General features: G+C 72.2%; 20 protein-coding genes and 1 pseudogene. 7 read left to right on the top strand and 14 right to left on the bottom strand.

What is annotated here, in order from left to right; all coding sequences use genetic code 11:
• Positions 1–45: 45 nt before the first annotated feature.
• Entirely contained in the window at positions 46–1,428 is a 1,383-nt protein-coding gene (locus BC793_RS10120) for a serine hydrolase domain-containing protein (RefSeq protein WP_109591630.1), read from the bottom strand.
• The gene (locus tag BC793_RS10115) at positions 1,425–1,772 is read right to left on the bottom strand and encodes an HIT domain-containing protein (protein ID WP_109591628.1); all 348 of its coding nucleotides are present in this window, start codon (positions 1,770–1,772) and stop codon (positions 1,425–1,427) included. The genes BC793_RS10120 and BC793_RS10115 overlap by 4 nt, the downstream gene beginning before the upstream one ends.
• Positions 1,773–1,846: 74 nt before the next feature.
• Here BC793_RS10115 and BC793_RS10110 point away from each other — a divergent pair, with 74 nt between their 5' ends.
• Together BC793_RS10110 and BC793_RS10105 are read left to right on the top strand one after the other, a co-directional pair.
• The gene (locus BC793_RS10110; protein ID WP_109591627.1) at positions 1,847–4,270 is read left to right on the top strand and encodes a beta-glucosidase; all 2,424 of its coding nucleotides are present in this window, start codon (positions 1,847–1,849) and stop codon (positions 4,268–4,270) included.
• Between the two features lie 51 nt (positions 4,271–4,321).
• Complete coding sequence (locus tag BC793_RS10105; RefSeq protein ID WP_109591625.1) at positions 4,322–5,107, top strand: class I SAM-dependent methyltransferase; 786 nt, start codon at positions 4,322–4,324, stop codon at positions 5,105–5,107.
• 211 nt (positions 5,108–5,318) lie between these two features.
• On the opposite strand, the gene BC793_RS10100 is transcribed toward BC793_RS10105, so the two are convergent.
• The 4 genes from BC793_RS10100 to hemW all read right to left on the bottom strand — a co-directional run bounded on the left by BC793_RS10100 (position 5,319) and on the right by hemW (position 9,695).
• Positions 5,319–6,053, bottom strand: coding sequence for a 16S rRNA (uracil(1498)-N(3))-methyltransferase (locus BC793_RS10100; RefSeq protein ID WP_109591623.1), 735 nt, complete (start codon positions 6,051–6,053; stop codon positions 5,319–5,321).
• 121 nt (positions 6,054–6,174) lie between these two features.
• Positions 6,175–7,311 carry a molecular chaperone DnaJ gene (gene dnaJ / locus BC793_RS10095; protein ID WP_109591621.1) on the bottom strand — a complete coding sequence of 379 codons (1,137 nt, stop codon included), beginning with the start codon at positions 7,309–7,311 and terminating at the stop codon, positions 6,175–6,177.
• Between the two features lie 34 nt (positions 7,312–7,345).
• Positions 7,346–8,368, bottom strand: a complete 1,023-nt coding sequence (gene hrcA, locus BC793_RS10090) for a heat-inducible transcriptional repressor HrcA (protein ID WP_109591619.1) — start codon at positions 8,366–8,368, stop codon at positions 7,346–7,348.
• A 127-nt stretch (positions 8,369–8,495) separates the two neighbouring features.
• On the bottom strand, positions 8,496–9,695 hold the full coding sequence (gene hemW, locus BC793_RS10085; RefSeq protein WP_109591617.1) for a radical SAM family heme chaperone HemW: 1,200 nt from the start codon (positions 9,693–9,695) through the stop codon (positions 8,496–8,498).
• Positions 9,696–9,726: 31 nt separating this feature from the next.
• On the opposite strand from hemW, the gene BC793_RS10080 reads away from it, so the two are divergent.
• The 3 genes from BC793_RS10080 (at position 9,727) to BC793_RS10070 (ending at position 13,196) form a co-directional block, all read left to right on the top strand.
• Positions 9,727–10,491 carry an enoyl-CoA hydratase-related protein gene (locus tag BC793_RS10080; protein ID WP_109591615.1) on the top strand — a complete coding sequence of 255 codons (765 nt, stop codon included), beginning with the start codon at positions 9,727–9,729 and terminating at the stop codon, positions 10,489–10,491.
• A gap of 90 nt (positions 10,492–10,581) precedes the next feature.
• Complete coding sequence (locus BC793_RS10075) at positions 10,582–11,442, top strand: hypothetical protein (RefSeq protein ID WP_109591613.1); 861 nt, start codon at positions 10,582–10,584, stop codon at positions 11,440–11,442.
• Positions 11,443–11,555: 113 nt separating this feature from the next.
• Positions 11,556–13,196 (top strand): PAS domain-containing protein, encoded by a 1,641-nt coding sequence (locus BC793_RS10070; RefSeq protein ID WP_109591611.1) that lies wholly within the window; start codon positions 11,556–11,558, stop codon positions 13,194–13,196.
• Between the two features lie 253 nt (positions 13,197–13,449).
• Here the strand turns inward: BC793_RS10070 and BC793_RS10065 are convergent, their stop codons facing one another.
• The 4 genes from BC793_RS10065 to BC793_RS10050 all read right to left on the bottom strand — a co-directional run bounded on the left by BC793_RS10065 (position 13,450) and on the right by BC793_RS10050 (position 17,234).
• Entirely contained in the window at positions 13,450–13,731 is a 282-nt protein-coding gene (locus BC793_RS10065) for a GlsB/YeaQ/YmgE family stress response membrane protein (RefSeq protein WP_109591609.1), read from the bottom strand.
• An 82-nt stretch (positions 13,732–13,813) separates the two neighbouring features.
• Complete coding sequence (lepA, locus tag BC793_RS10060) at positions 13,814–15,694, bottom strand: translation elongation factor 4 (protein ID WP_109591607.1); 1,881 nt, start codon at positions 15,692–15,694, stop codon at positions 13,814–13,816.
• A gap of 88 nt (positions 15,695–15,782) precedes the next feature.
• Complete coding sequence (locus BC793_RS10055; RefSeq protein ID WP_109591605.1) at positions 15,783–16,637, bottom strand: MOSC domain-containing protein; 855 nt, start codon at positions 16,635–16,637, stop codon at positions 15,783–15,785.
• A 63-nt stretch (positions 16,638–16,700) separates the two neighbouring features.
• Complete coding sequence (locus tag BC793_RS10050) at positions 16,701–17,234, bottom strand: DUF4240 domain-containing protein (RefSeq protein WP_109591603.1); 534 nt, start codon at positions 17,232–17,234, stop codon at positions 16,701–16,703.
• Positions 17,235–17,288: 54 nt separating this feature from the next.
• Here BC793_RS10050 and BC793_RS10045 point away from each other — a divergent pair, with 54 nt between their 5' ends.
• A complete protein-coding gene (locus tag BC793_RS10045; RefSeq protein ID WP_109592387.1) occupies positions 17,289–18,293 on the top strand; it encodes a phosphotransferase in 1,005 nt (334 codons plus the stop codon).
• 163 nt (positions 18,294–18,456) lie between these two features.
• A complete protein-coding gene (rpsT, locus tag BC793_RS10040) occupies positions 18,457–18,723 on the top strand; it encodes a 30S ribosomal protein S20 (RefSeq protein ID WP_109591602.1) in 267 nt (88 codons plus the stop codon).
• A gap of 1,553 nt (positions 18,724–20,276) precedes the next feature.
• On the opposite strand, the pseudogene BC793_RS10035 reads toward rpsT, so the two are convergent.
• From BC793_RS10035 to BC793_RS10020, 4 genes and pseudogenes are all read right to left on the bottom strand, one after another.
• Positions 20,277–20,516, bottom strand: a pseudogene (locus BC793_RS10035) (hypothetical protein); the annotation flags it as partial.
• Positions 20,513–21,496: a DNA polymerase III subunit delta gene (gene holA / locus BC793_RS10030; protein WP_109592385.1), complete on the bottom strand. Its 984-nt coding sequence runs from the start codon at positions 21,494–21,496 to the stop codon at positions 20,513–20,515. The gene holA and the pseudogene BC793_RS10035, both read right to left, overlap by 4 nt.
• Before the next feature lie 207 nt (positions 21,497–21,703).
• Complete coding sequence (locus BC793_RS10025) at positions 21,704–24,196, bottom strand: ComEC/Rec2 family competence protein (protein ID WP_109591600.1); 2,493 nt, start codon at positions 24,194–24,196, stop codon at positions 21,704–21,706.
• Entirely contained in the window at positions 24,196–24,927 is a 732-nt protein-coding gene (locus BC793_RS10020) for a ComEA family DNA-binding protein (RefSeq protein WP_373871198.1), read from the bottom strand. Before BC793_RS10020 ends, BC793_RS10025 begins: the two co-directional genes overlap by 1 nt.
• Positions 24,928–25,157: the final 230 nt, after the last annotated feature.

Genomic DNA, 25,157 nt, shown 5'->3' with positions numbered 1-25,157 from the left:
CCGCAATCCGGAATTGCCGGCCGTCCGAGACGGCCCGGGCAAGAGCTACTCGGGCCCGTCCGACGCCCGGCCCCCGTCGAAGGCCTCCTGCGCCCTGGTGAACCGGTATGTCGCCCAGTGCATCCGAACCAACCCGCCGCGGTCGTCGCGGGTCAGCCGCAACAGTTCGCCGGCCTCCCGCCCGGAGACCGTCCGCAGCACGTCCACCTCGTCCGGCAGCGGCTCGAAGATCGCCGGCGGGCGGCTCGCCGGCGCCTCGGCCAGGCGCGCCTGCAACTGCCCGTCGTGCCAGGAGAAGACGAACTCCATCCCCTCGCTCCACCAGCGCCCCAGCACCGGGCGGTAGGCGGCCGGCGCGGGCGGGGCCGGGCGCCACGGCCGGATCTCCGCCGGGTCCCACTCGACCGTGAGGCGCAACAGTTCGTGCACCAGGTCGTTGACCTGCCCGGCGGTCCCGGACGAGCCGAGCACCGCGCAGCCGAGCGCACCGGGGTTGCCGTCGCCGCCGCGACGCCCGTACACGCCGGCCAGGAAGCCCGGCATCGCCCCGTCGTGGCCGACGTGCATGACCCGTCTGCCCTCCGGGGCCAACATCAGCCCGAGACCGAAACCGAGCGCCCACAGGTTCTCGTCGGTGGTGGTCAGCGGCCAGCGCATCTCGTCGAGCGTGGTGGCGGCGAGCACCCGCCCGGCCGGGTCGACGATCTCCGGGCCGGCCAGGAACGCCGCCCACCGCGCCATGTCACCGGCGGTACTCCAGATCTGGGCCGCGGGCGCGAGGCCGGCCACGTCGACCGGGGGTTCCGGCCGGGCGGCGTCGGAGTACGCGTCGACCAGGTATCCGATTGCGGCCCGGTCGGGCCGGGCGACCGTGGTGGCGGCCAGGCCGAGCGGGGCGAGGATCCGCTCCTCGACGATCTCCGCCCAGGTGCCGCCACGCAGTTTCGCGACGAGCTGACCGAGGACGGCGAGGCCGAGGTTGGAGTAGTGGAAGCGGCGGGCGTTGGGCAGCACCCGCTCGGCGCGGTCCAGTTCGGCGAGCATCCGTCCGGCGTCCGGGGCGAGCAGGCTGTCCCAGACGTCGCCGTACGGCTCACGCTGGAAACCGGCGGTGTGCGACAGCAGCCGCCGGATCGTGGCGTCCCCGTGCGCCGGTATGTCGAGGTGGTCGGCGACCGGCCGGTCGAGGTCGAGCAGACCGTCGTCGCGGGCCTGCATGACCAGCACCGCGGTGAGGGTCTTGGTGACCGAGCCGATCCGGAACCGGGTGTCCGGCCCGAGCGGGTGCTCCGGGTTGCCGGAGTCGCCGACGGTGAAGACCCACGGCTCCCGGTCGGCACGGTGCAGCGCGACCGAGAGCGCCGGGATCCGGCCGTCGGCCTGCGCCCGGCGGGCGGCCCGTTCGTACCGTGCGGTGGGTGTGCTCACTGCCGGGCCAGCATCGGGCCGAGCGGCGCGCCGCCGACGACGTGCGCGTGGACGTGGAAGACCTCCTGGCCGCCGTGCGCGCCGGTGTTGAAGATGACCCGGAAGCCCTCGTCCAGGCCCTCGAGCTCGGCGACCTTCGCGGCGGCGGCCAGCACGTCGGCGGCCGCGGCCGGATCGGCGGCGAGTTCGATCACGTTCGCGTGGTGGGTGACCGGGATCACCAGGACGTGGGTGGGCGCTTTGGGGTCGATGTCCCGGAAGGCGACCGTGGACGCGGTGCGGTGCACGATGGTCGCGGGGATCTCGCCGGCCACGATCCGGCAGAACAGGCAGGAGTTTTCCACCTGACGGATCTTATGGTCCCGGGGTGGGCTTAGATGGTCGTCGGACCCTCCGACACACCACTGGGAGCGCTCTCATGCCCGACCTCGACGGCCTACTCCGCCAACTCACCCTGGAGGAGAAGGTCTCCCTGCTGACCGGACAGGACTTCTGGTCGCTGCCGGCGATCCCCCGGATCGGCCTGCGCTCGCTGGTCATGTCGGACGGCCCGGTCGGCGTCCGCGGCACCGGGTACACCCCCGACGACCCGTCGGTCGCGCTGCCCAGCCCCACCGCGCTCGCCGCGACCTGGGACGTGGCCCTGGCCCGCCGGGCCGGCCGGCTGCTCGGCCAGGAGTCCCGGCGCAAGGGCGTGCACCTGCTGCTCGGCCCGACCGTCAACCTGCACCGCACCCCGCTGGGCGGCCGGCACTTCGAGTGCTATTCCGAGGACCCGCTGCTGACCGGTGAGATCGCCGTCGGCTTCGTCGAGGGGGTCCAGGAGCACCACGTCGGCACCACGGTGAAACACCTGGTCGGCAACGACTTCGAGACCGAGCGGATGACCGTGGACGTACGGATCCCGGAACGGGCGCTGCGCGAGCTGTACCTGGCCCCGTTCGAGCGGGTCGCCGCGGCCGGCGGGTGGGGCGTGATGAGCGCGTACAACGGGGTCAACGGGGCGCCGATGGCCGCGAACGGGCGTATCCAGGACGAGATCCTCAAGCGTGAGTGGGGCTTCGACGGGGTGGTCGTCTCCGACTGGCGGGCGGCCCGCGACACGGTGGCGTCCGCGCTCGGCGGCCTCGACATCGCCATGCCGGCGATGGACAACCCGTGGGGCCCGGCGCTGGTCGAGGCGGTCCGGTCCGGCGCGGTCCCGGAGGACGTCATCGACGACAAGGTACGCCGGGTGCTGCTCCTCGCCGCCCGGACCGGCGCTCTGGAGGAGGACGGCCTGCCGGCGGTACCCCTCGACGAGGACGGCGACGACGTGGCGCACGACGTGGCCGTGGGCTCGTTCGTCCTGGCCCGCAACGTCGACTCCGCCCTCCCGCTGGACCCGGCCGACCTGACCCGGGTCGCGGTGATCGGCGCGCTGGCCACCGACGCCCGGGTGCTCGGCGGCGGCAGTGCCCAGGTCACCCCCCGGCACGTGATCTCGCCGCTCGACGGCCTGCGCCACGACCTGCCCGGCGTCGACGTGGCGTACGCGGTCGGCGCCGACCCGCGCCCGTTCCTGCCGGCCGCGCAGGGTCCGGACTGGGCCCCGTTCCGGTTCGTCGTCCTGGATCACGAGGTCCCGGTCGAGACGGCGACGATCCGCTGGATCGGCGACCCGCCCGCCGGGCTCGACGTGGCCGGGATCACCACCCTGGAGCTGCGCACCGAAATCACCCCCGAGACCGGTGGCGAGCACGTCCTCGCGGTCTCCGGGTTCGGTGCGTTCGAGCTGATCGTCGGTGGAGAGAAGCTCTACGAGGGCTCGCTGCACCCGCCCGGCACCGGCCGCGCCGACCTGCTGCTGCACCCGCGGGAGCAGCGCTTCCCGGTCACGCTGGAAGCCGGTGTGCCGGTCCCGGTGCTGCTCCGGCAGACCTTCGAGGCGGGCGCGGCACACTCGGTCTCCACCACGCTGGGTCACCGCGCCCCCGGTCCGGACGACGACGGGCTGATCGCCGAGGCGGTCGAGCTGGCCGCCCGGTCGGATGTGGCGGTGGTCGTGGTGGGCACCACCGAGCAGGTCGAGTCCGAGGGCTTCGACCGTACGTCGCTGGCCCTGCCCGGCCGGCAGGACGAGCTGGTGGCCCGGGTCGCGGCGGCGAACCCGCGGACGATCGTCGTGGTCAACGCCGGGTCGCCGGTGCTGCTGCCCTGGTCGGACGAGGTGGCGGCGGTGCTGCTCACCTGGTTCCCGGGCCAGGAGGCGGGCGCCGCGCTGGCCGATGTGCTGCTCGGCGTCGCGGAGCCGGGTGGCCGGCTGCCGACCACCTGGCCGCGCAGTGAGAAGGACTGCCCGGTTCTCGAGGTCCGTCCCTCGGACGGCACGCTCGGTTACGACGAGGACATCTTCATCGGCTACCGCGGGTGGTTGCGGCAGGCGGCCGAGCCACTGTTCGCTTTCGGTCACGGTCTCGGATACACCGACTGGTCGTACGACCATCTGGCCCACTCCGGATCCGAGGTCCGGGTGACCGTCACGAACACCGGCTGGCGCGCGGGACGTGAGGTCGTGCAGGTCTACCTGTCACCCGGCGCCGACCACCTGCCGTCGGACCTCGGGTCACCGGCTCCGGGCGCCGTACCGCCGGTGGCGCCGGTGGAGCGGCCGGAACGCTGGCTGGCCGGCTTCGGGACGGTGGACGCCGAACCCGGGGAGTCCGTCACCGTGACCATCCCGATTCCCGAGCGTGCCTTCCAGGTGTGGAACGACGGCTGGCAGACGATCCCCGGCACCTACACGGTGATCGCCGCGCACGCCCTCGACGACCCGCGCCGCTCCGTCGAGATCACGATCTGACCGCCGTTCGGGGCGGGACCGGAGAGTCCCGCCCCGTCTAGGTTGGCATCCATGACGACTCGCGAACGTGGGCAGGTCTTCGGGGAGCTGGCCGAGCAGTACCACCGGGTCCGTCCCGGCTACCCGGCCGAGCTGGTCACCGACCTGCTGGAGCTGTCCGGAGCCGGGCCGGTCCTGGAGGTGGGCGCCGGCACCGGCAAGGCGACGGCGCTGTTCGCCGCCCACGACGTCGACCTGACGTGCCTGGAGCCGGACCCACGGATGGCGGCCGTGCTGCGCCGTTCGGTCCCGGGCGTCCCGGTGATCGAGTCCACGTTCGAGGCGTGGGCGCCCGACCGTGGCTACCGCCTGCTGATCAGTGGCCAGGCCTGGCACTGGGTCGACCGCACCCGCCGCAACGCGCTGGCCCTCGCCGCTCTCACCCCGGGGGGCCTGCTCGCCCCGTTCTGGAACGTCTTCCTGCTCCCCGACCGTGACCTGTACACCGCCCTGGCCGCGGTGGACGCCCGGCACGGCCTGACCGGTGAGCAGTCACCACACTCCCTGCACGTCGACGACGTGCCCGACCGCCCGCGCCCGTTCGCCGAGGAGTGGCCGGACCTGGCCGGTATCGAGGAGCTGTTCACCGACCTGCGCACGCTGCGCTACCGCGGGTTCCGCTCCTACAGCCCCGCCGAGTACCGCGCCCACCTGCACTCGATCTCCCTGTACCGAATGCTCGACGACACCCGCCGGGAGACCGTGATCGACGACACCATCGCCGCCATCGAAGCTCACGGCAGCACGATCGACTTCGCCGTCCACACCTTCGTCGCCCTGGCCCGCCGCCCCACCTGACCCCGCCGCACTCCTCAACCCGGCCCCGCCCGCACTCCCCAAGCCGGACCCCGCCCGCACTCCTCAAGCCGAACTCCGCCCGCACTCCCCAAACCGAGCCCCAGCCGCGCTCCTCAAGCCGAGCCCCGGCCTATTGGCCGGGGCCCAACCCCCGGCTGGCTCCCACCGCTGTCTCAGCGCGCCGGAGGCAGCGGTGAGAGCCAGCCGAAACTCACCAGCGGCCGAGACGGGCGGCGAGGACGGCGAGGGCCGCGACGCCGGCGGTCGAGGTGCGCAGCACCGCGTGCCCGAGGCGCACCGGGATCGCGCCGGCCCCACGGAACACCTCCGATTCGGCATCGCTGATGCCGCCCTCCGGCCCGACCACCAGCACCACGTCCCCGGACGCCGGCAACTCGGCCGCGGTCAGCCGCTCGGTGGCCTCCTCGTGCAGCACGAACGCCGCCGCGGCAGCCGCCAGCCGGTCCGCGACCTGCCTGGTCGAGCAGTCCGGGTCGCCGCCGACGACCGGCAGCCACGACCGCCGGGCCTGCTTGGCGGCCTCCCGTGCGGTCGCCGACCACTTGTCGCGGGCCTTGAACCCACGGTCACCACGCCACTGGGCCACCGACCGCGACGCCGCCCACGGCACGATCTCGTCCACGCCGACCTCGGTCATCGCCTGCACGGCCAACTCGCCCCGGTCGCCCTTGGCGATGCCCTGCACCACGACGAGACGGGGATCGGCGGCCGGCTCCTCCGCGACGCTGAGGATCGTCAGGTCGACGCTGCCCCGCCCGACCGCGGTCACCTCGGCGCGGGCGGTGCCGCCACGCCCGTCGGCGAGGATCAGCGACTCACCGGCACGCAGCCGCTGCACGGTGGCGGCATGATGTCCCTCCGGCCCGTCGAGCGTGAACGACGATCCGGTGGGCAGGCTCTCGACCAGGAACAGCGGCGCGGACATGCCCGGAACGCTACCGAACGCCACCCGCCGGCTCACCGGCCCCGCTGCAGACGAGCCGCTGGGCCGGGACGCGGAGCCGCCCCCTGCCTGGACGGGCGAGGGGGCGGCTTCACACGTACCCCTAGTGGCCGTTGAAGGCGTCTCGCATCCGGCTGAAGAAGCCGCCCTGCTTGCTCAGCTCGGCGACGTCCTCGCCGCGGGTCTTCGCGAAGTCGCGGAGCATCCGCTCCTGGTCGGCGGTGAGCTTGGTCGGCGTCTTGACGTCGAGATGCACGAAGAGCTCACCGCGGCCCTGACCGCGCAGGTGCGGGACGCCCTTGCCCCGGATGCGCAGCGTACTGGCCGGCTGGGTGCCCGGTTTGACCTCGATGTTCTCTTCGCCGTCGAGGGTCTTGATGGTCATCCGGGTGCCGAGGGCCGCCGCCGTCATCGGCAGGGTGACCCGGCAGTGCAGGTCGTCGCCCTTGCGGGAGTAGACGTCGTGCGGCCGCTCGTGGATCTCCACATACAGGTCGCCGGCGGTGCCACCACCGGGGCCGACCTCGCCCTGCTGGGCCAGGCGGATCCGCATGCCGTCCTCGACGCCCGCCGGGATCTTGACGGTGAGCGAGCGGCGTGTCCTTATCCGGCCGTCACCGGCGCAGGTCGGGCACGGGTTCGGGATGACCGTGCCGTGACCCTGACAGTTCTGGCAGGGCCGGGACGAGACGACCTGGCCGAGGAAGGTGCGCTGCACCGACTGGACCTCGCCGCGACCGGAGCAGACCTCACAGGTCGACAGGTGGGTGCCGGGCGCGGTGCCGGCACCGGAGCACTGGGTGCAGAGGACCGCGGTGTCGACGGTGATCGGTGCTTCCACGCCGAAGGCGGTCTCGACCAGATCGAGCTCGAGCCGCAGGATCGCGTCGGCGCCGGGGCGCGTGCGCGGGCGCGGGCCACGGGAGCCGCCGCCGGCCGCCGTGCCGAAGAACGCGTCCATGATGTCCTGGAAGCCGACGAACGGGCCGGCGCCACCGGCTCCACCGGGCATGCCGCCACCCGGCGCGAGCGGGTCGCCACCGAGGTCGACGATCTGCCGCTTCTGGTCGTCGGAGAGGACCTCGTACGCCGCGTTGATCTCTTTGAACTTCTCGTGCGCCTCCGGGTCCGGATTGACGTCCGGGTGGTACTGCCGTGCCAGTTTGCGGTAGGCGCGCTTGATCTCGTCGTCGGTTGCCTCCCGGCTCACACCGAGAATTCCGTAATAGTCCTTGGCCACGGGGTTTGGAGTCCTCAATGTCTGCGCGAATCCGTCAATTCTGTGCCAACAGGTCGCCAACGTAGCGTGCCACTGCACGAACGGTAGCGATAGTGCCGGGGTAGTCCATCCGGGTGGGCCCTAGCACACCGAGCCCCCCAACGATCGTGGTACCCGGTCCGTAACCGCTGCTCACCACGGACGCCGACCGCAGGTTGTCGATCTGGTTCTCGTCGCCGATCAGGACCCGGGTGGTCCGGGGCTCCAGATCGCCGATGAGCTTCAGAAGGATGACCTCCTCCTCGAGAGCCTCGAGGACGGGCCGCAGCGTGCCCTGGAAGTCCAGCACACCCCCACGTGTCAAGTTGGCCGTACCGGCCAGTGCGAGGCGCTCCTCACTGCGCTCGACCAGAGTCTCCAGCAGAACCGACGCCAGGCACGTCATCGCCGCGCGCCGCTCGGCGGCACAGTCCTCGACGAGTTTCTGCACCAGGGGCGGGGTGTCGGCGAGGCGCTGACCGGCCAGTTTCTCGTTGACGCGCAGCCGCAGCTCCCACACCTCACCGTCGGCCAGCGGGCCGGGCATCTCCACGAGACGCTGCTCGACCCGGCCGGTGTCGGTGATCATCACCAGCATCAGCCGGGTGGTGGAGATCGGCACCAGCTCCAGGTGGCGGACGGCGGAGCGGGACAGGCTCGGATACTGCACGACGGCGACCTGGCGGGTGAGCTGCGCGAGGAGGCGGACGGTGCGGTGCACCACATCGTCGAGGTCGACCGCGCCCACCATGAAGCGCTCGATGGCGCGGCGCTCGGCCGGGCTCAGCGGCTTGATCTTGGTGAGCCGGTCGACGAAGAGCCGGTAACCGGCGTCGGTGGGCACCCGGCCGGCACTGGTGTGCGGCTGCCGGATGTAGCCCTCCTCCTCCAGCACCGCCATGTCGTTGCGGACGGTGGCCGGAGAGACGCCGAGCCTGTGCCGGTCGACCAGGGCCTTGCTGCCCACCGGCTCCTGGGTCTCGACGTAGTCCTCGACGATCGCCCGGAGCACCTCGAGCTTGCGGTCATCCAGACTCACTGTGACCCCTCCCCCTGCTGGCACTCCCGTTAACAGAGTGCCAGTCTACGTCGCGGGCGGTCACAACGCGATGATCGAAAGTACGTCCCGGGCTCGGATATCGGGGCCGGACACGTCATACCGGCCTTTACAGCACGTCCCGGACCACGGCGTCGGCCAGCAGCCGGCCCCGCAGGGTGAGCACGAGCCGTCCCTCCGCGTAGGCCCCCGGATCGAGCAGCCCGCCGGCCAGCGCCTGAGCGGCGCCGGTGGCGTCCACCCGGTCCAGCGGGATGCCGTCGCGCAGCCGCACCCGGAGCATCACGTCCTCCATGTGCCGGTCGGCGTCGGTCAGCAACTCCCGCGCCTGTCCCGGCGACGTCCCTTCGGCCAGGCGTTTCGCGTACGCCGACGGGTGTTTGACGTTCCACCAGCGCACCCCGCCGACGTGGCTGTGCGCGCCCGGCCCGAGACCCCACCAGTCGGCGCCGGTCCAGTAGAGCAGGTTGTGCCGGCACTCCCCGCCCGGCCTGGCCCAGTTGGACACCTCGTACCACTGGAACCCGGCCCCGCTCAGCGCCGCCTCGGCGGCGAGGTAGCGGTCGGCGGCCACGTCGTCCGACGGGTAGGGCAGCTCGCCGCGCCGCATCCGCCCGGCCATCCGGGTGCCGTCCTCGACGATCAGCGCGTAGGCACTCACATGATCCACACCGGCCTCGACGACGGCCCGGAGGGACCGCTCGAAGTCGTCCGGGCCCTCCCCCGGTGTCCCGTAGATCAGATCCAGGTTGACGTGCTCGAAACCGGCCTCGCGTGCCTCGATCGCGGCCTGCGGGGCACGCCCGGCGGTGTGCTTGCGGTCGAGGACCCGCAGCACGTTCGTGGCCGCCGACTGCATGCCGAGCGAGATCCGGGTGAAACCGGCGCTCCGGAGCTGCCGAAGGTAGGACGGGTCGACCGACTCCGGGTTGGCCTCGGTGGTCACCTCGGCGCCGGGGGCCAGCCCCCACGTGCGGTCGATGCCCTCCAGGATCCGGCCGAGGTCGCCGGCGCTGAGCAGGGTGGGTGTGCCGCCGCCGACGAACACGGTGTCCACCGGGCCGGGCTCGATCACCCGGGCCGCGAGGGCCAGCTCGGCCAGGACGGTCTCCGCGTACTCGTCGCGGCTCGCCCCGCCACCCAGCTCGCTCGCCGTGTAGGTGTTGAAGTCGCAGTACCCGCAGCGGCTGGCGCAGAACGGGACGTGCACGTAGACGGCGAACCCGTTCTTGCCGACCTCACGGGTGGCTTCGTCGGGAAGGGACCCGTCGGTGGGTACGGGTTCGCCATCGGGGAGTGCGCCGGCCATCCGTCAAGTGTGCACGTCTTAGAGTTCCGGGATGGATCTGGTCCGTACCGTCACCGCCGCCGGCGTGACCACGATGACAATCGACAACCCCGCCAACCGCAACGCGCTCTCCACCGCGCTGCTCGGGCAGCTGCTGGACGCGCTCGCCGCGTCGGCCGCCGACCCGGACAGCCGTGTGGTGGTTCTCACTCATGAGGGCCCGGTCTTCTCCTCCGGCGTCGACCTGAAGGAGACCGCCGCGGCCGGTCCCGGCGACCGGCTGCCCGCCGAGATGCTCGCCGACGTGCTGGCCGTGCTCTGGGAGTTCCCCCAACCCGTGATCGCGCGGATCGCCGGGCCGGCCCGCGCCGGTGGCCTCGGCCTGATCGGCGCCGCCGACATCGCGGTCTGCGTCCACGCGGCCACCTTCGCCTTCACCGAGGTGCGGCTCGGCGTGATCCCCGCGGTGATCAGCTCCACCGTGCTGCCGCGGCTGTCGCCCCGGGCCGCCGCCGACCTCTACCTGACCGGCGACGTCTTCGACGGCGCCCGCGCGGCCGAGATCGGCCTGGTCACCGCGGCCGTCGCGGAGGATGAACTGGACAGCGCGGTGCAGCGTTACTGCGCGTCGCTCGTCCGGGGCGGTCCGCTCGCGCTCGCCGGCACCAAACAACTCCTGCGGCGTACGCGAGCCGACTCGATCCGTGCCGACCTGGCCGATCTCGCGCACCGCTCGGCCGGTTACTTCAAGTCGGCCGAGGGTCGCGAGGGGGTGGCCGCCGCACGCGAGAAACGGGATCCGAGCTGGATCCGCTGATCGCCCCGGTCGGGTGCCCGGGCCCACAGTGACGCCGGGCCGCAAGCGCTCGTTGTCTAGGCTTGGCGTCCGGCGTCAGAGGAGGTGTGAGTGCGCGCGAAGCCGATCGTGGGCGTGATCGCCCTGCTGTCCGTCGCCGCGGTGGCCGGCGTGGTCGTGCTGATCAACAGCCTGGCCGGCACCCTCAGGCTGCCACAACTCGGTCCCGAGTGCACGGTCCGCGCCGACGGTCAGGTGACCCTGGACACCGCCCAGATGGCCAACGCGGCGACCATCGCCGCGGTCGGGGTCCGGCGCAACATGCCCGAGCAGGCGATCGTCGTCGCGCTCGCCACCGCCTTCCAGGAGTCGAAACTGGAGAATCTGGACAGTGGCGACCGCGACTCGGTCGGCCTCTTCCAGCAGCGGCCGAGCCAGGGGTGGGGCACGGTCGAGCAGATCAAGGACCCGCGCTATGCGGCCGGCCGGTTCTACGCGGCTCTCAAGAAGGTCAAGGACTGGGAGGCGATGCGGGTCACCGACGCCGCCCAGAAGGTGCAGCGGTCGGCCTACCCGGAGGCGTACGAGAAGTGGGCCGACGAGTCGAAGGTGCTGGCCGCCGCACTGACCGGCCGGGCCACCGGTGCCGTCGAGTGCGTCGTGCCGGACACCCCGGCGGTGCGCGGCGCCGAGGCGGCCGCCACCCTGCTGAGCACCCTCCAGCTGGACTGGGGCAAGAAACTGGCCGGTCAGGCCCGCAGTGCGGAGACGGCCGGCCTCACCGTCGAGGTCGCCGATCCCAGTGTCGGCTGGCGGTTCGCGCACTGGCTGGTCTCGCACGCCTCGGCCACCGGCCTCGAACGGGTACGTTTCGGCGACCTCGAGTGGCATGCACCGGAGGGAAAGTGGCAGCCGGTAACCGATGGCAGCGGGGGCGGTCAGGCCCGAGTCGTCGCGGAGGTCTTCCATTGAGACGACCCCGGAACTATCGGTGACTAGCCGTAATGTCTCGCTTGCCCGACAGTGGTAGCACTGCGTATACATCCACATGGACACTGTGCAACCACCCTGGTACTAAGTAGGTCGTGCTGAGGGCGATCGAGTGGATCCTGCTGGGAGCGGGCAGCGCCGGCGCCATTCTCTGGGGCGTTCACCGGCACCGCCCCACCCGGCGTTCCCCCTGGCTGCTGCTGGCCGGGGCGGTGGCCACCCTGGCGATCGGGGACGTCTGGTATGCGTACGACCGGATGGCTTTCGCCGACACCTCCTACCTGGTGATGTTCGTCCTGGTCGCGCTGAGCCTGCTCCAGTTCACCCGGGGCGGCGCGCTGCTCGTCGACCGGGCCCGCCTCATCGACCTGATGGCGTTCGCCTGCTCCGGCATGCTGGTCGTCTGGGTCTTCGTGATCAGCGTGGACAGCCGGTTCGACACCGTCTCCCCCGGCGACGTGATCGGCGACCTGCTGCTGATCGGTGTCGCCGTGCGCCTGGTCGCCGCCGACCGCCGCAACGTCGCGGCGATCCTGCTGGCCGCCGGTTCGGCGGGGATGCTGGCCGGTGACGTCCTCTACCCGCTCAGCGGCGAGAGCCCGGTGGCCGAGTCCGCCTTCGTGCTGCTCTACCTGGCGTGGGGGCTGTCCGCGCTGCATCCGTCGATGGCCCGGCTGACCGAGCCGCGGCCGGCCCGGCTGTCGCCGTGGCGGTTCCGGGACACCATTCTGCTCGCCCTGTCCGCCGCCACCCCGCCGGTCGTGCTGATCATCGAGGCCGTCTCCGGGCCGGTCCGCAACGGTGTGGTGATCGCGGCCGCCGGGGCGCTCACCCTGCTGCTCACCATCACCCGGCTCGCCGACGCCGTGCATCAGCACAGTCAGGCCCTGACCCGGGAACGCGGCCTGCGCGCCGCCAACACCGCGCTGGTCGCGGCCGCCGACGCCCCCGCGGTCAGGGAGGCGGTCCGCGCCGCCGTCATCCGGTTGCTGCCGCCCGGCAGCGTCCGCCGGGTGATCCTCGCCACCGACGACGGGCGGCTCGCCCGCGAGGGTCTGCCGGCCGCCCCCGCCGGCACCGGCGGGCACAGCTGGTGGACCGACTCCGCCGACTCCGACGAGCAGACCCTGATCTGCCCGCTCCGGCTGGAACCGCTCGCCGTGGCCCGGCCCAGCGGCGGCGCCCTCGTCATCACCGGGCGGCGCGAGGCTCTGGTCGCCGGCCGTGACGCGCTGGAGGTGCTGGCCGGCGAGACCGCCCTGGCCCTGGACCGGGTCACGCTGGTCGAGGCGGTCGGCCGCCGGGACAGCGACCTCTACCTGCGGGCCGTCACCGGCAACACCGCGGAGATCATGGCGGTCGTCGACTCCGACCACCGGATCCGCTACGCCAGTCCGGGCCTGCGACGTCTGCTCGGCGGCGGCGACCTGCCGCCGCTCACCATCCTCGACGATCTGGTTCATTCCGACGACCGCGAGACGGTACGGGAGGCGCTGCGTGCCGAGGGCGACGGAACGGTGTACTGCGCCCTGAACCGGGCGGACGGCATCCAGGTGTTCGTCGCCATGGCGTATCGCGACCTGCGACACGACCGCCTCGTCCAGGGCCTCGTCGTCACGCTGCGGCCGGTCGGCAACACCGGCGACGTCACCGATCCCGCGCCGCACCACGAACATCAGGGCGAACTACCCGCCTGGGTGAACCGGCGCAGCGCCCGGGACAAGTTCCGCTACTGACCCTTCCAGGCCATCTGTCCCGCACTCGCGGGCGGCCCATCCGCGGCTCGCCCGGCCGCGGCTCGTCCGGCCTTGGCTCCCCGGCCGCGGCTCGTCCGGTGGCGGCCCGCTCCGTGCTTGGCCGTCCGCGGCTCGCCCGTCCGTGCTTGGCCGTCCGGGGCCTTGTCGTTTCGGGCTTTTCTTCACAGCCGGAAACGCGAGAAGCCGACCCCGCCGTTGGGGTCGGCTTCTCGCGTTCGGGTCAGACCCTGCGTCAGCGGGTCAGGTGGCGACGGCCACGGGTGCCGGCGACCAGAGCCACACCGATGGCGGCCAGCACGACCTGGAAGAAGAGCTCGATCCAGTCGAAGCCGCGGGTGTCAGCAACGCCGAGCGCCCGGGCCAGGACGGTGCCCAGCAGAGCGGCGACGACACCGACGACCAGGGTCAGCCACAGCGGGATGTTCTGCTTGCCGGGTACCACGAGCCGGCCGAGCGCACCGATGACAAGGCCGACGATCAGGGCGACGATGATGCCGGTAAGCGTGAGTTCCATCGGGATCCTCCTCGGGGGTGGAGCTTGTTGGTTGCGTCCGTCGAGCCCCTGTGTTCCCGACCCTCCGAGAAATCAAACCGCCCTATTTTTTGGTCGTCCCCTTGGTGTCAGCGCTGTCGGACGTCGACAGTGCGGCGATGAAGGCCTCCTGCGGCACCTCCACGCGACCGACCATCTTCATCCGCTTCTTGCCTTCCTTCTGCTTCTCCAGCAGCTTGCGCTTCCGGCTGATGTCACCGCCGTAGCACTTCGCGAGCACGTCCTTGCGGATGGCGCGGATCGTCTCGCGGGCGATGATCCGGGAGCCGATGGCCGCCTGGATCGGCACCTCGAACTGCTGCCGTGGGATGAGTTTCTGCAGCTTGGCGGCGATCGTCGTGCCATAGGTGTACGCCTTGTCCTTGTGCACGATCGCACTGAAGGCGTCCACCGGCTCGCCGTGCAGCAGGATGTCCACCTTCACCAGGTCGGCCACCTGCTCACCGGAGGGCTCGTAGTCGAGTGACGCGTACCCCTTGGTCTTGCTCTTCAACTGGTCGAAGAAGTCGAAGATGATCTCGGCCAGCGGGAGCGTGTAGCGCAGTTCCACCCGTTCGGTGGAGATGTACTCCATGCCGAGAAGATGGCCGCGCCGGCTCTGGCACAGCTCCATGACGGCGCCCACATACTCGTTGGGTACGAGGACCGTGGCCCTCACCACCGGCTCGTGGATCTCCGCGATCTTGCCGTTCGGGAACTCGCTCGGGTTCGTGACCACCGTCTCGTTCGCGTCCTCGGTGAGGACCCGGTAGACCACGTTCGGCGCGGTCGAGATCAGGTCGAGGCCGAACTCCCGCTCCAGCCGCTCGCCGATGATCTCCAGGTGCAGCAGGCCGAGGTAGCCCACGCGGAAACCGAAGCCGAGCGCCGCCGACGTCTCCGGCTCGTAGGTCAGCGCGGCGTCGTTCAGCTGGAGCTTGTCGAGAGCGTCGCGCAGCGCCGGGTAGTCCGAGCCGTCGATCGGGTAGAGACCCGAGTAGACCATCGGCTTCGGGTCCTTGTAGCCGCCGAGCGGCTCGGTGGCCGGCCGGAGGCTGCGGGTGACGGTGTCACCGACCCGGGACTGCCGCACGTCCTTCACACCGGTGATCAGGTAGCCGACCTCGCCGACGCCGAGCGCGCCCGCCTTCTCCATCTCGGGCGAGACGACACCGATCTCCAGCAGCTCGTGCACGGTGCCGTTGGACATCATCTTGATCTTGTCGCGCGCCTCGATCCGGCCGTCGATGACCCGGACATAGGTGACGACGCCGCGATACACGTCGTACACCGAGTCGAAGATCATCGCCCGGGCGGGGGCCGCCGCGTCGCCGACCGGCGCCTGAAGCTCCCGGACGACCACGTCGAGCAGGTGATCGACGCCGACGCCGGTCTTGCCCGAGACCCGCAGCACGTCGGACGGCTCGCAACCGATCAGCTTGGCGAGCTCCTCGCCGTACTTCTCGGGCTGCGCGGCCGGCAGGTCGATCTTGTTGAGCACCGGGATGATGCGCAGATCGTTCTCCATCGCCAGGTACAGGTTGGCGAGGGTCTGCGCCTCGATGCCCTGAGCGGCGTCGACCAGCAGAATCGCGCCCTCACAGGCGGCCAGGCTCCGGGAGACCTCATAGGTGAAGTCGACGTGCCCCGGAGTGTCGATCATGTTGAGGACGGCGGTCTCACCCTTGCGGTCGCCCTCGCGGATCGTCCAGGGCATGCGCACGGCCTGCGACTTGATGGTGATGCCGCGCTCGCGTTCGATGTCCATCCGGTCGAGATATTGCGCACGCATCTGGCGCGGGTCGACCACCCCGGTGATCTGCAGCATCCGGTCGGCCAGCGTCGACTTGCCGTGGTCGATGTGCGCGATGATGCAGAAATTGCGGATGCGGCTGGGATCGGTCGATCCGATCACGTTCACGCCGGGGTCGAGCGGTCCAGGCACGGTCTTCCGTTCTTCTCGGGCTTGGCTGCGGGCGCCGGCTCAACCGCCGGCATCACCTATCGTCCCACGCCCGGAAGGGCAGGTCCGATCACACCCGTTCCAGCGGTGGGTGCGAACCCGGCGGCAGCTCGACGGCAACCGGATCCCCCGGATGAATCACCCCACCACGCAGCACGACGGCCATCACCCCGGCCTTGCGAACCACGTTCCCGGCGGCGTCCTGCGTGAGAACCTCCCTCAGCAGCCCGCTCCGGAAGCCGTTGATCTGCACACACGGATTCCGCAGCCCGGCCAGCACGACCGCCGGCCGCGGGTCGTCCCCCGCATCTCGCCCGGCAGCGGCCGCCACCGCGGCGACCGCGCGCGCCGTCGCCTCGTCCAGACTCGTCGCCCCGGCCGCCGCGAGCACCCCGCGCAACACCGCCACCCCGGCTTCCGAGCCCTTCCCCCTACCTTCGCCCCCGCGCGGCGCCTTCTCGGCGCCCGGCCAACTCTCGGCGGCCCGCGCACTCACTACGTCCGGCCCGGTCTCGGCGCCGGACCCGGTCGCGGCGCCCGGCCGACTCTCGGCGGCCCGCCCGGTCAAGGCGCCCGCCGTCCCCTCAGTGGCCGGCGGGCCGAAACGCAGGATCGTGCCCGGCGGCATCCCGAGCAGGTTGAGGCCGCGGGTCGTCACGTTCTCCCCGAGCCCACCGGCGGGCACGTCGTAACCCTTCTCCGCGATCTCGGCGAACAGCTCCTCCTGGATGAGGTGGACCTGCCGGAGATTCGGCTGGGTGGGATCCGCCCTCACCCGGCCGCGATGCCGGACATGCACCCCGGCGTGCACGTCACCCTCCACGCCGATGCCCGCGACCAGCACGATCGCGTCCCGGTTGGGCTTGGTGAACGTGTAGGCATCGTTGCGGCTGACCGCGGCGACCATCCCCCGTGCATCACTCATGCCCCGAGTCTCGCCAGCGCGGGCCACCCCTCTCGACCCGTTTCCCGGTAGATGGCCGCGCGCTCAGTCCGGTGGCTCCAGGAACAGGGCGGACAGGCGCGGCAGACGGCGGCGCATCTCGTCCTCGTTGTCGAAGTCCCACAGATCGGCCACATCGGGCCGGCTCGGTGGCCGCTCCTCCACCGGCAGCGGCTGCCCGGTGGCCTCCGCATAGGCCCGGGCGGCGATGCCGAGCACCTCCTCGGCCTCGAAGACCGCACCGGTATCGGCGGCCTCCTTGATCACCACCACGTTGGCCAGCACGTCCGGCTGCTGAACGGCCGCGGCCACCGCCTTGCGGCCGTGCGCGATGAGCCAGCCCCGGAAGGCGTCGAACCCGGCCTCGTCGGCGCCGCTGTTGATCAGGTAGGCCGCCGCCCAGAGATCCTCCGTCCCCGAGGCGACCATCACCTTGTCGAGGTGACGGCCCCACGCGACGATCTCCTCCGGATCGCGCGCGGCCAGCTCGGCGACGGCACGCTCGGCCACCTCAGCGGGTGAGGCCGGCCGGTCGGCGGTGGCACGGTCGATGACCGCCCAGAAATCGTCGGTTCGCATGCTGCGATCCTGCCAGTGCGGTACGACATTCTCGCGGGCGGCAGGATGGGGTTCATGCGGCCGATCACTCTGCCCGACGTTCCGTACGACGCGACCGCCGTACGACCGCAGTGGTCCGACCTGCCGGACGGTGTGCGGGAGGCGATCAGCCTGCGTCTCGGATCGCCGGTGTCCGCCGCGCACAGCGCCGGTGGCGGTTTCACCCGGGCCTTCGCCGCGGTGCTCGAGACCGGAGCCGGCACCCGGGTGTTCGTGAAGGCGGCGCCGCAGAGCGACCCGGTGTCGCAGTGGTATGCCCGCGAGGCAGCCCTCACCGCGGCCCTGCCGCCGGAGGTGACCGCCGCCCGGCCGCTCTGGACGATGACCGGATCCGATTGGTTCGTGCTGTGTCTGGAAGCGATCGACGGGCGGATCCCGGAGTTGCCGTGGTCACCGGAGAACCTGGACGCGGCCCTGCGCACCTGGTCGGCCGCGGCGACCGCGCTCGCCCACCCGTCGCCGCACCTCCTCGGGATCGGCATGCCGACGCTTCCGGAGATCCTCCGCGACGAGATGTCGTGGTGGTCGCTGATCGCCGCCCGCCGTGCGCCGATGCCCGAACCGGCCCTCGCGACGATCGCGCCGCACCGGCTCACCGACCTCGCCCGGCTCGAACGGGCGCTGCCCGCCCTGGCCGCCGGCGACGGGATGTGCCACGGCGATCTGCGGGTCGACAACGTGCTGATCGACCGGGACGGCCGGGCCTGGCTGTGCGACTGGACGTGGCCGTGTCTCGGCGCACCCTGGTTCGACACGGTGACGCTGATGGTCAGCGCCTACGCCAGCGGCCGGGACACCGACGCGGTGCTGCGCGCGTGGGGCGCTCCGGACGAGGGTGTGGACGGGGCGCTGGCCGCGCTCGCCGGATACTGGCTGACGCGTGCCGGCGACGGCCCGAGCAGTGCCTCTCCGCACAGTCGCCAGCATCAGCGGTTCAGCGGTGAGCAGGCGCTCGCCTGGCTCGCCGAACGCCGCGGATGGGACGGCGAACCCGGTAAACGCCGCTGGTTCCGCCGTTGAACCGGAGCCGTTTTGGCGGCTCGTTGGCGTGCTGGTAACCTGGTACCTCGCGTGTGGTGACACGCTGTTGTTTCCTGCACCGGCCTCGCCGGATCGAGACGGCCGCGCGGTGACCACTCGTTTGAGACCATTGTTTCCGAACTAGTCAGGACAAGGCTGTCGCGTGGCGAACATCAAGTCCCAGATCAAGCGCAACCGGCAGAACGAGAAGGCCCGTCTGCGCAACAAGTCGGTCAAGTCTTCGCTGAAGACCGTGATCCGCAAGCTGCACGAGGCGAGTGACTCGGGCAACGTCGAGTCGGCCACCGCGCTGCTGCGTACCGCTTCGCGTCAGCTGGACAAGGCCGTCAGCAAGGGCGTCATTCACAAGAACCAGGCGGCCAACCGCAAGTCGGCCATCGCCAAGAAGATCGCCTCGCTGTCCGCCTGATCCTCTCGTTCTGGATCAGGTCACAGCCGCACGGACGCGGCTGATGACCCGCGCCCGCCGTTGAGGCGGGCCGGCTCGGACAAGACCCGGGCACCGCCGGACCTCACGGTTCGCGACGGTGCCCGGTTTCGTTTTCCGGCTTTCCGGCTTTTTCGGTACGCCCGGCGGCCGGGACAGTCATCTCTCGATCTTGCAGGTCGCTCTCCGCCGCGGAACGTGGCCCACGCGACACCAGCGGGATGTGGCCCACGCGACCTCGTCGGACGACCGCCGCGGCCCACCACAGGCAGGCCGTTTTTCGGCGGACGAGCCGTTACCTCGCCCCACGCAGGCCACCGCCTCGTCACACAGGCCCGCTTTCTCAAGCGGCGCGGGACCGCTTTCTCGCCGAGCGCCGCGGACCGCTTTCTCGCCGAGCGGCCGCCTCCCGCGGAACAGGGCCGCAGCCCCGCCTCACGCAACAGGCTGCCGCCGCGCCGGACCTACTCGTAGCGACGCGACGCGGCCTGACGAGCCATCTGCTGCTGAACATCCAGGTCATCGGCCCACGCGCGGCGGATCGGCGCATTGTTCGTGCGAGGCTCCTCCACGGCCGGTTCCATGGTCGAGCGCACCTGGTACGCCCCCTCGTCCCCGTATCCGCCGTCCCCCGGCGAGTGCCCGTCCCCACCGCCCGGCGAGTGTCTGATCCCACTGCCGCCGGACGAGTACCCGCTTCCGGAGAGGCCGCGCGAGTACGACCCGGGGTAACCGACGGCCGGTGCCTCCGACATGCCGTCGACCGAGGCGCCCGACTCGTATCCGAGGTCACCCGGGGCACCCGACTCGTATCCGAGGGTGGACGGCTCCGGCGAGACGATCGGCGCGTAACCGCCCGCGAGCGGCATGGCCGCAGGCACGAACCCACCGGGCGCCGGCGCGGCAGTGGGCGTGAACCCGCCGCCCCGGCCGTCCGTCAATGTGACCTCCCGCTCAGAACCACCGAACCGCTCGGCAGAGAACGGCCCACGGTCGTCGCTGCCCTCCCCATGAACACCGGCCCACTCGTCGGCGGCAGATCCATAGGTGCCGGAAGGGTCGTAGGAGCCAGACCCCTCCGTGGAGAGCGGATCGTAGGCACCGGACGTCTCCGATGTCGCCCGGCCGCATCCACCGGCCTCCGCGGAGAGGGAATCGTGAGCACCGGCCGACTCCGCGGCCAGCGAACCGTAGCCACCGGAACCCTCCCCGCGTGGGCCGCCGTAGCCGCCGGACGCCTCCACGAGTGGCCGCCCGTAGGCACCGGACCGTCCCCCGAAGACCGGCCGGTAGGCGGCCGACCGTTCGGCGGTGACCGACCCGTACACCCCGGGCCGGTCGGTCCGGACGGGGTCGTAGATTCGCGGCCGCTCCGCCGACGGTGCCGGGTTTCCGGCCGCACGGGAGAGCGCCGGCCGGAAGCCCTCGCCCTCGGGCGACCGGACCGCCTCGTCCTCGGGCGGTGTGGCCATCGCCGCCGGGCGCAGCACGGCCGTCCGCGCCGACGTGGTCCCGGGGGCGGCCGGGCGAGGCGCGATCGCCCCGGCGACCAGATCGTTGAACTTGACCATCAACGCGACGGTGATCGGCAGGACGACCACGCCCCACCAGCTGACCAGCTCGGCGAGGGCGAGCAGGATGCCGAGGACCACGGCGCCCTCGAGGAAGACGAAGCAGAGCAGGCCACTGGGCGCCAGGTGGCGCAGGCGCAGCATGCGGGCGTAGAGCGGCTGGTGGGTCTGCTCGGCGCGCCGGGCGCGGATGGTGCGGGTCATCGGGCGCCTCCGTCCCGGCGGGCGGCGGCGATCGCGAAGACGGTCTGCTCCAGCGCGTAGCCACGGTCCTCGGCGCCGCCCTTGACGGCGGCGTTGCAGTCGGCGGCGGCGCGCATCGCGTCGACCAGGCCCTCCGGGGTCCACCCGCGGCTGCGGGCCTGCGCCTTCTCGATCTTCCAGGCGGGCATGCCCAGACTGCTCGCCAGCTGGTACGGGTTACCGCGCCCCGCCGAGGCCACCCGCGCCACGGTGCGCACGCCGTCGGCCAGGGCGTCCGCGATCGGCACCGGGTCGACCCCGACGTGCAGGGCCCAGCGCAGCGCCTCGAGCGCGCCGGGCAGATCGCCGACCATGGCCGCGTCGGCAACCGCGAAACCGGTGACCTCGGCGCGCCCCTTGTAATACCGCGCGACGACCGCCTCGGTGATCCTGCCGTCGGTGTCGGCGAGCAGCTGGGAGCAGGCGGCGGCGATCTCGCGCAGATCGGTGCCGACGGCCTGGAGCAGCGCGGCCGCGGCGGAGTCGTCGCACCGCACGCCGTGGCTGCGGAACTCGTTGCGGACGAACGCGACCCGGTCGGAGTCCTTCTTCAGCTTCATCACCGGCACGACCGTGGCGCCGGCGGCACGCAGCCCGTCGGCGAACGCCTTGCCCTTGGCCCCGCCGACGTGGGTGACGATCAGGGTGACCTCGGGGTCGGGGTTCTTCGCGTAGGCCAGCAGCGCGGCGGTGAGATCCTTCCGCGCATCCTGACCGCTTCTGATCACCAGGACGCGGCGACCGCCGAACAGCGACGGGCTCAGCATCTCGGCGACCTCACCGGCGGCGAGCGCACCGCCCTCATACTCCCGGACGTCCGCGCCCGGGTCGGCGGCTCGCGCGGCCTCGACCGCCTCGGCGACGGCACGGGCGGCGAGCAGCTCCTCATCGCCTTGGACGAGCAGCAACGAGGGGGGTGGCGCGGCATTCACGTGCAACATCGTCGCACGGGGGACCGACAGTTCCGCGAGCCTCACTCGTTAGCGCAGGCCGCTGATCACCGAACGCGAAACCAGACATATCGGCGACCGAACATGCCCTGACCACCGTAGAGTCGCTCAACCCAGGCCGAACACTCCGCCTATTCTATTTGGGTGTTTCGCGTCTTATCGAAGTGATACCGCATAAAATCTGCCCGCCCGGAGGTCTCACCCGGGCGTGTCACCATCGGCACCGCGCGCGGCGACCGCGAGCCCTCCGCCGGTCACGACCGCCGCCACGTCCCCCGACTCGTCGGTCCGCAGGACCCGCGCCCCGCCCTGGGCGATCCTCCCCAGAAGCATCGCGTTCGGGTGCCCGTAGTCGTTGTCCCGCCCGACCGACACCAGCGCCACCGCCGGCTGCACCGCGTCCACCAGCGACGTCGCCTGCAGTGCGCTCCCGTGGTGCGCCACCTTCAGCACGTCGGCCCGGAGCCCCGCCGGCCCCAGCACGGTCACGAGGTCCTCCTGCTCCTCGGTCTCCGCGTCGCCGAGCAGCAGCACCGACCGGCCGGCGCCGACCGCCCGCAGGATCAGCGAGTTGTTGTTCGGATCCGAGTTGGTGCCGCGCATCGGCGTGACCGGCCCGAGCACCTCCAGGCTCAACCCGCCGACCGCCCAGGACCATCCCGGCCCCACCGACTGCACGGCGGTCCCGGATGCGGCCGCGGCCTTCTCCACGGCGGCCCGCCCGCTCGCCGGCTCCGGCCAGTCCGGCCCGATGACGGCATCCACCTTCCGGCCGCGGAACACCCCGGTGACCCCACCGATGTGGTCGGCGTGGAAGTGGCTGACCACCAGGACGGCGACCTGCTCCACCCCGAGACGCCGCAGGCACCGGTCGACCGCGTCCGGCTCCGGCCCGGCGTCGACGACCACCGCCCGTCCGGCTCCGGCGGCCAGCACCACGGCGTCGCCCTGACCGACGGCACACGCCACCACCAGCCAGCCCGGCGGCGGCCAGCCGGGCGCGAGCAGCCGCACCGGCAGAGCACCGAGGATCGCGCCGAGAGCGACGACGATGGCCACCCGGCGTACGACCACCCGCCGCGCCGCCACCAGAAAGACGACCGTCAGCACCGCGAGCAGCACCCCACCGAACGCACCACCCGGCCACGGCAGCGCCCCCGCGGGCACCCCCGCCCCGGTGTGCGCGACCAGCACCAGCCACTCGGTGGGCCAGTGCCCGACCCAGGCGGCGAACTCGGCGCCCGCCGGCCACAACGGCGACAGCACGGCCGACGCGACGCCGGACAGCGTGGCCGGGGCGATCGCCGGTACCGCCACCAGGTTCGCCGGTACCGCCACCAGGCTGACCGTGCCGGAGATGGCCGCGACCACCGGCCCGCAGGCGATCTGGGCGGCCGCCGGTACGGCCAGCGCCTCCGCCACCCCCGCCGGGCAGCCACGGCGGCGCAGCCCGTCCCGCCAGACCGGGGCGATCAGCAGCAGACCGGCCGTGGCCATCACCGACAGCGCGAACCCGGCATCGGCGGCCAGCTCCGGATCGGCGATCAGCAGCACCGCCGCGCCCGCCGCCAGCGCCGGAACCGCCGCCCGGCTGCGCCCGGTGGCCAGCCCGAGCAGCCCGATGGCCCCCATCGCCCCGGCCCTGATCACGCTCGGCGACGGCCGGGCCAGGATGACGAACGCGACCAGCGCGACCGCACACAGCACTGCGCAGAGCACCGGCCCGGCCCTCGCCCGCCGCACCACGAAGAGCACCACACCCAGCACGATCGCGACATTGGTGCCGGAGACCGCGGTCAGATGCGTGAGGCCGGTGGTCCGGAAGTCCTCCTCCAGCGCCGGGTCGAGGCGGCTCGTGTCACCCACCACCAGGCCGGGGAGCAGCCCGCCGGAATCGTCCGGGAGCGGCTCGCAGGCCAGCTGAAGGCCGGTACGCAACACGCCGGCACCCCGCTGCGCCCACGACGGCCGGCCGAGCAGCCGCGGTGGCTTCCGTGCCGACAGGACAGCGGCCCGCAGGTCACCGGGGCGTGGCGGCATGAGCCGTCCGGACGCCGCCACCCGCTGCCCGGGAAGCAGCCCACGCCAGCCCGGGTCGGCACCGAGCACCAATGCCCGCGCCGACAGCCGGACCGGCGCGGCGTTCTCGGCCGTCACCGACTCCAGATCGACGGCGACCAGATACGTCGGCGGCCCCGCCGACACGGCCAACAGCCGCGGATCATCCCTGATCACCACCTCCACCTGTACGGTCGCGCCCGCCCCGACCAGACCCGCCAGCGCCGGAGCCTCCCGAACCGACACCCGGGCCGCCGTGGCCACCGCCCCACACCCGACCCCGAGAGCAACGGCCACCCCGATCCACCGCACCGCCCCGGCCCACCACCGCCCACCGGGCCCAGCCCGGCCGTCAATCCCAGCCCGACCGACAAACCCGACCCGCCCTGCAAGCTCAGCCCGCCCGAAGAGCCCGGCCCACTCGAAGGGCCCGGCCCGTCCAAGAGACCCGGCCCGCCCGAGCCCGATGAGCCCAGCCGCCGTCGCCAGCCCCACCACGCCGACCGCGAGCCCCCAGGCGGCCGACAGGTGGAGCGAACCCAGCGCGGCCGACCAGAGCCCCACCGTGAACCCCGCCAGCCGCAGATCAGGAACCCGCAGGGACTCCGCCACGTCCCGGGACGACCCGGCCATCAGACCGTCACCAGGTCTTTCAACTGCTCGTAGCGGGACTCCCCGATCCCGTCGACCTTGCGCAGATCGGTGACCGCCCGGAAACCGCCCTGCGCATCCCGCGCGTCCAGGATCCGCTGCGCGAGCACCGGCCCCACTCCGGGCAGCGAGTCCAACTGGCCGAGAGTCGCCGTGTTGAGGTTGATCAGCCCGCCGGCAGCACCCGGGGTGGCGGCGCCGGGGATCACCCCGGGCGGTGCCGAGGCGCCCACCATGATCAGCTCACCGTCGACGACCTTGCGGGCGAGGTTGAGCGGCGCCACGTCGACACCCGGCTCCGCGCCCCCGGCCGCCTCCAGCGCATCGGCCACCCGCGCCCCCGCCACGAGCCGCACCAGACCGGGCCTGCGCACCTTCCCACCGACCGCGACGACGATCTCTCCGCCGGGGCCTGCACCGGAGGCGGGAGCCCGGCCGGCACCGGCACTGTCGGGCGCAGGACCGGAGGCCGTGGCGGCCGCATCCGACGCCACTTCGGAGACCTGTGGCCGTGACTTCCAGGCCAGGAAACCCGCCACCAGGACGACGACGACCGCCACCGCGGCCATCGCCCGCACTCCCGGCCGCCCCGGATCAAAGGCGTGCAGCCACTGCCGCCGCCCACTCCCGAACGCCCCTTCCCCGCTCAGCCCAGCGTCCGAAGCCCGGCCCAACCCAGCGTCCGAAAGACCGGCCTCTGAAGCCCGACCCAACCCAGCGTCCGAAAGACCGGCTCCTGAAGCCCGGCCCAACCCGGCATCCGAAGAACCGGCTGCTGAAGCCCGGCCCAGCCCGGCGCCCGAAAGACGGCTCACCCCGGCCTCTGAAGCCCTGCCCAGCCCGCCCGCGGGAACCGCGGAGTCCCAGGGATACGCCGAAGACGCCCGCAAACCGGCGCCGCGCCGACCCGAGGAGGCACCGTCCCCTAAAGGGGCGACATCAT

The organism is Actinoplanes xinjiangensis (assembly GCF_003148685.1).
Classification (GTDB): Bacteria; Actinomycetota; Actinomycetes; order Mycobacteriales; family Micromonosporaceae; genus Actinoplanes; species Actinoplanes xinjiangensis.
Note: the sequence above shows the minus strand (reverse complement) of the source record. Positions and strands in the feature narration are given on the sequence as shown.

Bases quoted from the DNA above. Each gene is read 5' to 3' on its own strand.
- BC793_RS10110 (WP_109591627.1), top strand. From the start codon at position 1,847: ATGCCCGACCTCGACGGCCTACTCCGCCAACTCACCCTGGAGGAGAAG.
- BC793_RS10050 (WP_109591603.1), bottom strand. From the start codon at position 17,234: ATGCGAACCGACGATTTCTGGGCGGTCATCGACCGTGCCACCGCCGAC.
- BC793_RS10065 (WP_109591609.1), bottom strand. From the start codon at position 13,731: ATGGAACTCACGCTTACCGGCATCATCGTCGCCCTGATCGTCGGCCTT.
- BC793_RS10100 (WP_109591623.1), bottom strand. From the start codon at position 6,053: ATGTCCGCGCCGCTGTTCCTGGTCGAGAGCCTGCCCACCGGATCGTCG.
- BC793_RS10045 (WP_109592387.1), top strand. From the start codon at position 17,289: ATGCGGCCGATCACTCTGCCCGACGTTCCGTACGACGCGACCGCCGTA.
- BC793_RS10025 (WP_109591600.1), bottom strand. From the start codon at position 24,196: ATGGCCGGGTCGTCCCGGGACGTGGCGGAGTCCCTGCGGGTTCCTGAT.
- BC793_RS10105 (WP_109591625.1), top strand. From the start codon at position 4,322: ATGACGACTCGCGAACGTGGGCAGGTCTTCGGGGAGCTGGCCGAGCAG.
- BC793_RS10080 (WP_109591615.1), top strand. From the start codon at position 9,727: ATGGATCTGGTCCGTACCGTCACCGCCGCCGGCGTGACCACGATGACA.
- holA (WP_109592385.1), bottom strand. From the start codon at position 21,496: ATGTTGCACGTGAATGCCGCGCCACCCCCCTCGTTGCTGCTCGTCCAA.
- BC793_RS10055 (WP_109591605.1), bottom strand. From the start codon at position 16,637: ATGAGTGATGCACGGGGGATGGTCGCCGCGGTCAGCCGCAACGATGCC.
- hemW (WP_109591617.1), bottom strand. From the start codon at position 9,695: ATGGCCGGCGCACTCCCCGATGGCGAACCCGTACCCACCGACGGGTCC.